At 39.6% G+C, this 11,191-nt stretch carries 9 protein-coding genes; 8 read left to right on the plus strand and 1 reads right to left on the minus strand.

All coding sequences use genetic code 11. From position 1 onward, the window contains the following. Positions 1 to 22 precede the first annotated feature (22 nt). The 5 genes from polA to C5L21_RS04295 all read left to right on the plus strand — a co-directional run bounded on the left by polA (position 23) and on the right by C5L21_RS04295 (position 5,849). Positions 23 to 2,704, plus strand: a complete 2,682-nt coding sequence (gene polA / locus C5L21_RS04275) for a DNA polymerase I (RefSeq protein WP_004901000.1) — start codon at positions 23 to 25, stop codon at positions 2,702 to 2,704. Positions 2,705 to 2,820: 116 nt separating this feature from the next. After that, positions 2,821 to 3,156, plus strand: coding sequence for a MerR family transcriptional regulator (locus C5L21_RS04280; RefSeq protein WP_004900997.1), 336 nt, complete (start codon positions 2,821 to 2,823; stop codon positions 3,154 to 3,156). Between the two features lie 45 nt (positions 3,157 to 3,201). Next, positions 3,202 to 4,548: a type I glutamate--ammonia ligase gene (gene glnA / locus C5L21_RS04285; protein WP_004900994.1), complete on the plus strand. Its 1,347-nt coding sequence runs from the start codon at positions 3,202 to 3,204 to the stop codon at positions 4,546 to 4,548. A 119-nt stretch (positions 4,549 to 4,667) separates the two neighbouring features. Further along, the gene (locus tag C5L21_RS04290; protein ID WP_004900991.1) at positions 4,668 to 5,648 is read left to right on the plus strand and encodes a YitT family protein; all 981 of its coding nucleotides are present in this window, start codon (positions 4,668 to 4,670) and stop codon (positions 5,646 to 5,648) included. Between the two features lie 15 nt (positions 5,649 to 5,663). Further along, complete coding sequence (locus C5L21_RS04295) at positions 5,664 to 5,849, plus strand: 2-hydroxymuconate tautomerase (RefSeq protein ID WP_004900989.1); 186 nt, start codon at positions 5,664 to 5,666, stop codon at positions 5,847 to 5,849. Between the two features lie 44 nt (positions 5,850 to 5,893). On the opposite strand, the gene C5L21_RS04300 is transcribed toward C5L21_RS04295, so the two are convergent. Next, positions 5,894 to 6,856 carry a LacI family DNA-binding transcriptional regulator gene (locus tag C5L21_RS04300; protein WP_004900986.1) on the minus strand — a complete coding sequence of 321 codons (963 nt, stop codon included), beginning with the start codon at positions 6,854 to 6,856 and terminating at the stop codon, positions 5,894 to 5,896. A gap of 185 nt (positions 6,857 to 7,041) precedes the next feature. Between C5L21_RS04300 and C5L21_RS04305 the strand changes: the two genes are divergently transcribed. Genes C5L21_RS04305 through C5L21_RS04315 form a run of 3 tightly spaced genes read left to right on the plus strand, consistent with a single transcriptional unit; the run spans position 7,042 to position 11,189 of the window. After that, complete coding sequence (locus C5L21_RS04305) at positions 7,042 to 9,000, plus strand: sucrose-specific PTS transporter subunit IIBC (RefSeq protein ID WP_085698735.1); 1,959 nt, start codon at positions 7,042 to 7,044, stop codon at positions 8,998 to 9,000. Positions 9,001 to 9,015: 15 nt separating this feature from the next. Continuing rightward, the gene (locus C5L21_RS04310; RefSeq protein ID WP_085698737.1) at positions 9,016 to 10,284 is read left to right on the plus strand and encodes a glycoside hydrolase family 32 protein; all 1,269 of its coding nucleotides are present in this window, start codon (positions 9,016 to 9,018) and stop codon (positions 10,282 to 10,284) included. A gap of 38 nt (positions 10,285 to 10,322) precedes the next feature. Further along, on the plus strand, positions 10,323 to 11,189 hold the full coding sequence (locus C5L21_RS04315) for an ROK family protein (protein WP_004900979.1): 867 nt from the start codon (positions 10,323 to 10,325) through the stop codon (positions 11,187 to 11,189). Positions 11,190 to 11,191 lie beyond the last annotated feature (2 nt).

Raw genomic sequence — 11,191 nt, forward strand, 5'->3', positions numbered from 1 at the left:
AAAGTAGGTAAAGGAATATAAAATGACAAAAAAACTACTTTTAATTGATGGGAATTCATTAGCTTTTCGGGCATTTTATGCAATGTATAATCAGCTGGATCGCATGATTTCACATAAGGGTTTACACACAAATGCGCTTGTGGCCTTTAATAATTTTCTAGATCAAATTGTTGATCCCATGCAACCGGATTTGGCTGTTGTTGCATGGGATGCGGGATCAGGTAAGACAACTTTTCGTGGTGAACTGTTTTCTGAGTATAAAGATGGCCGCTCTAAAGCGCCTTCAGAATTCACTGAACAATTTCCATATCTTCGTGAAATGGTTGCATTACATGGTCTACGAAACTATGAACAACCGGGGTTGGAAGCTGATGATATCATTGGTACTTTTTCTCGTATGGGTGAACAGGCTGGTTACAACGTCATTATTGTTACGGGAGACCAAGATTTAACGCAATTGGCAACTGACAATATTACTGTTAATGTCACGAAAAAGGGAGTCACAGAAATTGAAGCTTTTACCCCAGACTATATTATGGAAAAATTTGAACTGACGCCAAGCCAGATTATTGAGAAAAAGGCGTTAACTGGTGATACATCAGATAATTACCCAGGTGTCACTAAAATTGGTGAAAAAACAGCTTTAAAACTGTTGAAGACCTATCACGATATTGATAACCTCTACAGTCATATCGATGATATGAAGCCTTCAAAAATGAAAGAAAACTTAATTAGCGATCAAGCATCAGCCTTTCGTGCCCGACAACTGGCAACAATTCTGACTGATGCGACGCTGGATTTGCCATTAGAAGAGTTAGAGTACCGTGGTATCGATTATGATAAGCTTGTACCATTCTATGAAAATATTGATTTCAAAAAGCAGCTGGCTAAAATTAAAGCCAGTCAAAAGTCAGGACAATTAGTGAGCCATAATCAATCGACAGAGCGGCCCTTATCAGTTGTTACCTTAAATGAAAATAATTTACGGGCAATCGCCATGATGGTTGATAAGGTGGCGGTTCATATTGAGATGAGTGGTTCAAATTATCATACAGCTGATATGATTGGTTTTGTGATTGGGAATCCCGTCACTGGTTATTATGCTAGTCGAGATATGTCGTTGTTACAGAAACCAGAATTACGTGCTGTCATCGAAAATGGGGACATTAAGAAGAATGTCTTCAATGTCAAAGCACAGTTAATTCTGTTTAAACGGTTAGGGGTCACCTTAAAAGGCGCGCAATTTGACTTTTTATTAGTCGCTTATCTTCTTGATACAACAGATAATGATAATGAGATGTCTACATTAGCACAGCGATTTGACGTTTATTTGACTGAAGACGAAGAAATTTATGGTAAAGGTGCTAAATATGCTGTTCCTGATGATGAGGGACTTGTCCTCATGCATTTAGCACATAAAGCTGATGCCTTGATACAGCTAGAAATGCCTGCTTTATCAGCACTGCAGAGTCATCAACAAACTCATTTATATACAGAAATTGAGTTGCCTTTAGCTCATGTTCTGGCTGAGATGGAGTACCAAGGCTTTAAGATTGACCGAAAACGTTTACAAGCAATTGGAGAAGATTTAGAAGCACGTATTCATACGATAGAAGAAGCAATCTATCTTGAAGCTGGGGAGCAATTCAATTTAAATTCACCAAAGCAGTTAGGCGTACTACTCTTTGAAAAAATGGGCTTACCGATTATTAAAAAAACTAAAACAGGCTATTCTACAGCTGTTGATGTGTTGGAAAAACTGGCATCACAAGCACCAATTGTCGAGCATATTTTGCAGTACCGTCAATTAGCTAAGATAAAGTCTACTTATGTTGAAGGGTTATTAGCGGTTGTTCACACAGAAGATAGTAAAATTCATACGCGTTTTTTACAAACATTGACGCAAACAGGGCGACTATCTTCTGTTGATCCTAATTTACAAAATATCCCTATGCGTACGGAAGAGGGCCGTCAAATAAGACGTGCGTTTGTCCCTAGTCAACCTAACTGGCAGATTTTTGGTGCTGATTATTCACAGATTGAGTTACGCGTATTAGCACATATTACCGGAGACCAGAATATGCAGCGTGCCTTTTTGAATGGCGAAGATATCCATGCTGAAACGGCACGTGCGGTTTTTGGCTTAGATAATAATGCGCCAGTTGATCCTTTGATGCGACGAACTGCTAAAGCTGTTAATTTTGGTATTGTTTATGGTATTTCCGACTATGGTCTGTCAAACAACTTAGGTATCTCTCGTGCTGAAGCCAAAAGATTTATTGAGACGTATTTCAAGGAATTCCCACAAATCCATGAATGGATGACAAAAATTAAAGCACAGGCACACGAACAGGGTTATGTTGAAACCATTGCTAAGCGCAGACGCTATTTACCTGAAATTAAATCAAAAAACTTTAACTTACGGAGTTTTGCGGAGCGTACTGCGATGAACTCGCCTATTCAAGGTTCAGCTGCTGATATCATTAAAATTGCTATGATAAAGGTTGCTGATGCTCTGAAAGACAATCAATTACAAGCAAATATGCTACTACAGGTTCACGATGAACTTATTTTTGAAGCACCAGAAGATGAGATTGAAACGCTACGAGACATTGTGACACGAGTAATGGATTCAGCGGTTGCTTTGGATGTGCCGATGCAAGTTGATAGCCATTATGGTAATACTTGGTATGATGCCAAATAAACGTACTGTATGTACGTTTTTTATTTACTGTTTTTCTTATGTTAGAAAACCTGACACGTATGTGCAAAATAATGCATTTTGCATTAAAATAAAAGTATGTTAACGGAGGTTGTCAAATGAGCGAACGTGAACTGAGAAGAAACTTAGCGATTTTACCCATAGGCACAGTACGTGAATTAACATTGTTGACAGATCGCCAAATTCGTTACTATGAACAAAATGAGTTAATAGCACCGAATCGAGGTAAAGGTGGACAACGACGTTATTCACTTAATGATGTTGATCGTTTACTTGAAATTAAAGATTTTTTGGATGCGGGTGATTCAATAAAAGATATTCAGGAAATTTTCGCAAAACAACGCCGTAAAGCAATCGAAAAGCAGGATTCAGAGTCAGCATTACGTCGATCATTGCAAAAAGAATTTGCACAGATTGGACGATTTGGTCGTTAGCTTCTATAGCATTTGTTGTCGTATGGTAGATAGGAAAGGGAAATCATGGCACGAAAGTCGTTTACAAAAGAAGAAATTAAAGCAATCATTGCAGATGAGAACGTGGAATTTATCCGTGTAACATTTACAGATGTTCTTGGTGCAATTAAGAATGTTGAAGTGCCAATCTCTCAATTGGATAAAGTTTTGGATAATAACCTAATGTTTGATGGGTCATCAATCGAAGGGTTTGTTCGAATTAATGAATCAGACATGTATTTGTATCCTGATTTATCAACATTTATGATTTTCCCATGGGCGACTGATAGCCATGGTGGTAAAGTTGCGCGGTTAATTGCTGATATTTATACATCTGACCGTGAACCATTTGCTGGTGATCCAAGACATGCTTTACGTAAAGTTTTGGCTGATGCCAAGGCTGAAGGCTTTTCTGCATTCAATGTTGGGACCGAGCCTGAATTTTTCTTATTTAAATTAGATGCCAATGGTAATCCAACAACCGAGTTGAACGATAAAGGTGGTTATTTTGATCTAGCACCGTTAGATATGGGCGAAAATGTCCGACGTGAAATTGTGTTGACATTAGAAAAGATGGGCTTTGAGATTGAAGCAGCGCATCACGAGGTTGCCGAAGGGCAACACGAAGTTGATTTCAAATATGCATCAGCACTTGAGGCCGCAGATAATATTCAAACGTTCAAGCTTGTTGTTAAAACAATTGCGCGCAAAAATGGTTATTTTGCCACATTTATGCCGAAGCCAGTTGCTGGGATTAATGGTTCTGGTATGCACACGAATATGTCGCTTTTCCGAGGCGATGCCAATGCTTTTGAAGATACGGCAGATGAGATGGGACTATCTAAAACAGCCTATAATTTCTTAGGTGGTTTGTTAGCACACGCCACAGCGTTTACAGCTTTAGCGAATCCAACTGTTAATTCATACAAACGCTTAACACCTGGGTTTGAAGCGCCAGTATATGTTGCCTGGTCTGCTTCAAATCGTTCACCAATGGTACGTGTACCAGCATCACGCGGTAAGTCAACACGTTTAGAATTGCGCTCGGTTGATCCTACTGCAAACCCTTATACTACATTGGCAGCAATCTTAGCAGCTGGTTTAGATGGTATTAAGCACGAGCTTGAGCCACTAGCTTCGGTTGATAAGAACATTTATTTAATGGATGAAAACGAGCGTGCACGTGCTGGTATCACTGATTTGCCAGATACATTGCTCGCAGCTGTGAGAGAATTGTCTCAAGATGACACCATCATTGCGGCAATTGGTAGTCACATTGCTGATAAATTTATCGAAGCCAAGAAAATCGAGTATACGTCTTACCGTCAATATGTTTCGAAATGGGAAACGGACGCTTATCTTGAGAACTACTAATCACTATGCATTCAATTTTATCTTTTAAAACATCTGAGTTACTGAAAAGCCACGACAAGTCGTTGCTTTTTTGTTATGATGAAAGAGGTGTTTTATTAGTCTGAGGAGCGTGTGATGATATGAAAAAAATCACAATCAATTGGCGTAAAGCCATGTTAATTACTGTCATTTTTTTGGCCAGTGCAGTAATTCAAGTGTTGGCATTGAATGCTTTTTTAATCCCCAATCAAGTGTTTTCAAGCGGATTTAATGGTATTGCACAGTTGCTATCCATTTTCTTTGCACAAGTTTTTCATGTCAATATTCAAACCGGAATGTTCATTATGATTTTTAATATTCCAATCGGTGTTGTTGGTTGGAAAATGATTGGCGGACAATTTACCATATTGAGTTTTTTAAATTCTATTGTGGTTTCGGTATTACAGATTTTTGCGCCAACGCAAGCACTTACGAGTGAGCCATTATTAGCTTCTCTATTTGGTGGCCTCTTGTTGGGTGTTGCCATAGGCTTAGCGATGCGATATGGTTTCTCTACCGGTGGTATGGATATTGTGGCAATGGTCGTTCAAAAGCGTACGGGTAAGTCGATTGGCGTCTTGATGAATGGCATTAATTTCGTGGTAGTTATTGTTGCGGGGACTTTTATTGGTTGGCAAAACGCACTGTTCACGTTAATTGGTATATACGCTACGGGTCGCGCAGTTGATGCCATTTATACCGGTTACCAGAAGATAACCGCTATGATTGTGACGTCTAAAGGTGATGATGTTGTCACAGCTTTGCATAAAGACTTAATTCGTGGTATTACGATTTTACCATCGAAGGGAGCTTACACAAAACGTGACTCAACAACGCTAATGATGGTTTTATCGCGTTATGAAATTGTTGAGATGCAAGAAATTGTTCATCGTACTGACCCAAAAGCTTTTATTAATTTGATGAGCACAGTCAGCGTATCTGGCGAATTTTTTGATGCAGACCGTCAATTACAAATGAAAAAAGCTGTTGCAGTACCAAAATTAGAAACGGTCAACGCACAGCTTGAAGCTGAGCAACAGCTTGAATCACAGTTAGATAAAATTGAAGAACAAAAAAAATAAGAAAAGAGTAACACAATGCCAATTGTACAAGTTGAATTATTAGAAGGTCGTACCCATGAGCAGTTAGCAAAAATGGTAAAGGATATTACTGATGTGATTGTTGAAGATGCTGGTGCAGCACGTGAAGCAGTTCATGTCATTTTACGTGAAATGCCAAAAGATCACTACTCAGTCGGTGGTGTTCTAAAAAGTGATCAATAAAAATAACAGATCAAAAAAACCTTTGCATTAAGCAGAGGTTTTTTTTATTCTGTTGATTCACGTACAACCAAATGACCGTTCATGATAACACGTTGAACATCGACTGGCTTGTCATCACGTACTTTTAGAAATAGCCGGTATAATTGTTTTCCAGTCTCATAAAAATTAAATTCAAAACTTGTGAGATTGGGAGACACTGTCTCACTAAAAAATGATTGTCCAAAACCAATAAATTTAGGATGTTGCTTTAAAGCGAAAGCGGACTGCATTGCACCAACGACAATACGGTCAGTTGCACCAATAACAAGATCAAAATCATCAGTTTGCATGGCTTGGTAGGAATCAGCCTTTGCAGTATCGAGTTTGAAATCTGTAATAATTTCCTGATGTGGTGTCTTAGCTAACGCTGCTTTAATGCCAACAAAGCGGTCATGTCCAACTGCCTGATCTATTTTTGTATCAACATTGAGTAGCAGTACATTTTTGGGGGCTAGGGTTTGAATGTACTGACCGACAGCTTTTCCTGCTGCTAAATCATCCATAATGACACGGTGAAAATTGGGCTCATCCTGACCTTGAATGACAATTGGTAAGGGTGAGGCTTTTAAGACATCACGAATTTCGTCTGTTAAGTTAGCAGTCAATAGAATAATACCACCCACATTTTGAGAATGGAGCTTTTCAATAGCCGCAAGTTCCCGCTTAGCATCCTGATAAGCATTGACAATTAAGAAGGTGTCATCCTTGTTGAGATCATCAAGTCCGCGTAACATATCTGATTGGGCAATTGAATCTAGTCTAGGGACTATGACACCAATTGTATGATTTTTTTGCTGCTTTAGGCTTTGTGCGAATGTGTTAGGGGTGTAATTGTATTGTGCCACAATGCGATCAATTTTTAGTCTGGTATGCTCACTAACAGAACCGCCATTCAAATAACGAGAGACGGTACTTTTGGCGACATTGGCTATGGTTGCAATGTCATTAATTGTAACTTTCTTATTCATACTGTTAATCATATCAGAAAAATAGCATTTTTATTGTCACATATTTGTAACAAAACAAGCGCTTGCAAAATAATATGTAAGCGGTTACAATAATAGTGTAATAAAGAACCGGTTCCGTAGTCACACAATATTAGCATAAGCCAGTAATTGAGTTTACGCTGATGAGCAGAGTAGAGGAAATTGTTATGAATTATAAAGAAGTCGCCAAGCGCGTTGCTGATGCAGTCGACAAGGAAAATATTATTGCTGCGGCGCATTGTGCCACTCGTTTGAGATTGGTTGTCAAAGATGTCAAGAAAATCGACCAAAAAGCTTTAGATAATGATCCTGATTTAAAAGGCACATTTAATGCTAACGGTCAGTATCAAATTATCGTTGGACCTGGTGATGTCAATGGTGTTTACGATGCGTTTGTTAAATTAACTGGTGTTAAACAAGCTTCAACTGACGATTTAAAGCAAATTGCTGCATCGTCAGGTAAGCAAAATCCATTAATGGCTTTGATTAAAGTGTTATCAGATATCTTTGTACCATTGATTCCAGCCTTGGTAGCCGGTGGTTTGCTGATGGCATTGAACAATATTTTAACTGGTGCTGGCATGTTTGGTCCAAAATCACTTGTTGAAATGTTTCCACAGATTACAGGATTAGCCCAAATGGTTAACCTTATGGCATCTGCACCATTTGCCTTCTTACCTATTTTGATTGGTATCACGGCTACACGGCGTTTTGGCGGTAGTGAAATTCTTGGTGCTGCAGCGGGTATGATGTTGGTGATGCCAAGTTTGATTAATGGTTATAGTGTTGCTGAAGCGGTAGCGAGCGGTAAGATGCCAACATGGGATTTGTTTGGTCTGCATGTTGCACAAGCTGGCTATCAAGGTCAAGTGTTGCCAATCATCGGTGTAGCCTTTATCTTAGCTAATCTGGAAAAGTTTTTCCATAAGCATTTAAAGGGTGCAATTGACTTTACGTTCACACCAATGCTATCTATTTTAATTACAGGGTTCGTAACATTTATTGTGGTTGGACCTATCTTGCGTATTGTATCTAATGGGATTACGGATGGTTTGACATGGCTTGTCACAACATTTGGCTTTATCGGCTATGCCATTTTTGGCTCATTTTACTCAGCGATTGTTATTACTGGTTTACATCAAAGTTTCCCAGCTATCGAAACGCAATTACTGGCTAACATTTCTAAAACGGGTGGCGACTTCATTTTCCCAATTGCTGCTTCAGCTAACGTTGCGCAAGGCGCCGCTACATTTGCGATTTATTTCTTGGCTAAAGGTAACACAAAGTTGCGTGCCTTATCATCTTCAGCTGGTGCATCAGCTATGTTGGGTATTACAGAACCTGCGCTGTTCGGTGTCAATTTAAAATATAAGTTCCCATTCTTTATTGCCCTTGGGGCATCAGGTGTGGCTAGCTTAGTGATGGGATTGTTCCATGTTATGTCATCATCATTAGGACCTGCTGGTTTGATTGGCTTTATCGCAATACCTGCTAACAAATGGATTGGCTTCTTTATCGCCATTGCCATTAGCTTTGCGCTATCATTTGTTGTGACATTAATGTACGGTCGTTCACACATGCCAAGTGATAGTGTGAGCACAGATGTCGATAATACAGTTGTAGCAGACCAAGTATCTGGTTTTAAAGTTGATGCGCCTGTTGCTGGTCAGTTGGTTGATATCAAGACAGTTAGTGATGCCGTGTTCTCAAGTGGTATGATGGGTGAGGGTGTAGCGATTGAACCATCAGGGGACGAAATTATAGCACCTGCTGATGGGGAAATTACAGTTGCATATGCTACTAAACATGCTTATGGCTTAAAAACTGCTGATGGCGTTGAAGTATTGATCCATATCGGTATTGATACTGTTAATTTGGCAGGAAAAGGCTTTGAAAGTCAAGTTGTTCAAGGACAGCAAGTTAAAAAGGGTGATGTTTTAGGAACTTTTGATAAGCAAGTCATTAGTGACGCTGGTTATCCGGTCACAACTATGGTGATTGTTACAAATACTAAGACATTTAAAACAGTTGTATTAAACCAACCATTTGGTGCTAATGTAGCGTCTAATGATGTGATTATCACAGCTGTTCCGGAAACTGCTGCACAGACTGCCGTTACGGCATAATTTTGAGGAGTATAGATGTTAGTTACAAACGATGAAGTTGCCTTTGAAGCGTATCACTTATATCCCACGACTGGGCTGTTAAATGATCCAAATGGCCTAGTATTTTTCAAAGGAAAATATCATGTGTTTTATCAGTGGAATCCAAAGGCATGTAATCATAAATACAAGGAGTGGGGTCATTTTATATCAGATGATCTAAAATCTTGGCAACGTGTTGAGACAGCCTTAAAACCATCACTTGATAATCTTGACAGTGCAGGTATATATTCGGGGGCAGCGTTTGTGCACGATGATCGTCTATATGTTTTTTATACTGGTAATGTAAGAGATAGCGCAGGCCATAGTATTAAATCGTCACAGATGTGGGCGGTGAGTGATGATGGACTAAACTTTGAAAAGCTTGGTGAATTATTTCCTCACCCTCAGGGTTTTACAAAAGATGTTCGTGATCCAATGGTGTGGCAAGGTAAGAATGGGCATTATTTCCTTATCTTAGGTGCGCAACATGACAATCAAGTGGGGGATATTATTGCTTACGAGTCCACTGATTTCAAAAATTGGCTTTTCCGTGGTTCAATTTTAGGTGACCAATTGCAAGATGTGCGAGGCTATATGCTAGAATGTCCAGGATATATTGAGGTTGATGGTAAGCAAGTACTCATGTTTTCGCCGCAAGGGCTGGAACCAGATACGAAAAATCATCGGTATGAAAATATTCATAATACAGGTTATGTTGTGGGCCATTTTGATGAAGCAACTGTCAAGTTCCATGTTGACACCGACTTTAAAGAAGTGGATCAAGGATTTGAATTTTACGCACCGCAAACAATGGTTGCACCAGATGGACGTCGTATCATGTGGGGTTGGGCTGGCATGATGACGCCTGACAGAGAGGCGGCAGTGCCGACTATTGCAGATAAATCATGGGTTCATGTTCTAAGCGTACCACGTGAACTACACGTCAATAGTCAAAATGAGTTGGTTCAAAGACCAATTGCAGAAGTGCTTTCACCAACGTTATTAACAGATTTTGATCAACTACAAGTTGGTCAATACCGCATTATATCAGCAGAGGATTGGACAATAAAGTTAAGTCAAAATGCTGAGTTAAAGCGTGTTGGTAACACCGTGGTCTTTTCAAGACGACAATGGGAGACAGAAGGCATTGAAACCAGACAAATAACAGGAAATGTGAGTCAATTGCTATTAATACTTGATATTGACGTGTTGGAAGTCTACACTGAAGACGGACTTGCCGCAATGACAAGTAGATGGTTTAAATAGCGTTTACGGAAAAAATAATAATTAATAGAGGGTAAATCATGGGATTATTAGGTGCAATTGAAGCAGGTGGCACAAAGTTTGTGGTCGCCGTAGCAGATGAAAATTATAATATCGTTGAACGGACAGCATTCCCAACATTAGACGGGGAGAAAACATTAGATCAAGTTATTGCGTTTTTTGACCGATTTGACAATATTGATGCTATTGGTATCGCTGCTTTTGGACCAATTGACATTGTGAAGGGATCAAAGACATACGGTTATGTTTTGGCTACGCCAAAACATGGTTGGTCAGGCTATAATTTCTTGGGTCGTATGAAGGCTTGGCGTGATATTCCTTACTTCTGGACAACAGATGTGAATGGTGCTGGTTGGGCTGAGTTTGAGACTGGTGCTGCCAAAGATGCTCAAAATATGGTTTACTTGACAGTAGGTACGGGCGTTGGGGCTGGTATTGTGTCAGGTGGCAAATTGGTGAGTGGTTATGGGCACCCAGAAGCTGGACATATTTTCTTGCAAAAGCATCCTGAAGATCACTATGAAGGTCATTGTCCATTCCACGGGGATAATTGTTTGGAAGGCTTGGCAGCTGGTCCAGCCATTGAAGCGCGTTGGCATAAGAGTGCTAAAGAAATTCCTGACGGAGATAAGGCATGGGAAATTGAAGCCTTTTATCTAGCACAAGCAGCGCTAGACTATACCATGATTTTGCGACCAGAAAAGATTGTTTTTGGTGGTGGTGTGCCACATCGCGAAACCTTATTCCCATTGATTCGTGCGAGTTTTGCTGAACAAATGAGTGATTATTTAGATGTACCTGATTTAGAAGATTACATTGTGCCAGTAGCTAACGGCGATAACGCTGGTATTCTTGGTTGCTTCTATTTGGCTAAAACATTGTTGTAAAA

The organism is Leuconostoc citreum, assembly GCF_004354555.1.
Classification (GTDB): Bacteria; Bacillota; Bacilli; order Lactobacillales; family Lactobacillaceae; genus Leuconostoc; species Leuconostoc citreum.

Excerpts from the sequence above, each read along its gene's own strand:
- polA (WP_004901000.1), top strand. The coding sequence starts at position 23 with ATGACAAAAAAACTACTTTTAATTGATGGGAATTCATTAGCTTTTCGG.
- C5L21_RS04280 (WP_004900997.1), top strand. The coding sequence starts at position 2,821 with ATGAGCGAACGTGAACTGAGAAGAAACTTAGCGATTTTACCCATAGGC.
- glnA (WP_004900994.1), top strand. The coding sequence starts at position 3,202 with ATGGCACGAAAGTCGTTTACAAAAGAAGAAATTAAAGCAATCATTGCA.
- C5L21_RS04290 (WP_004900991.1), top strand. The coding sequence starts at position 4,668 with ATGAAAAAAATCACAATCAATTGGCGTAAAGCCATGTTAATTACTGTC.
- C5L21_RS04295 (WP_004900989.1), top strand. The coding sequence starts at position 5,664 with ATGCCAATTGTACAAGTTGAATTATTAGAAGGTCGTACCCATGAGCAG.
- C5L21_RS04300 (WP_004900986.1), bottom strand. The coding sequence starts at position 6,856 with ATGAATAAGAAAGTTACAATTAATGACATTGCAACCATAGCCAATGTC.
- C5L21_RS04305 (WP_085698735.1), top strand. The coding sequence starts at position 7,042 with ATGAATTATAAAGAAGTCGCCAAGCGCGTTGCTGATGCAGTCGACAAG.
- C5L21_RS04310 (WP_085698737.1), top strand. The coding sequence starts at position 9,016 with ATGTTAGTTACAAACGATGAAGTTGCCTTTGAAGCGTATCACTTATAT.
- C5L21_RS04315 (WP_004900979.1), top strand. The coding sequence starts at position 10,323 with ATGGGATTATTAGGTGCAATTGAAGCAGGTGGCACAAAGTTTGTGGTC.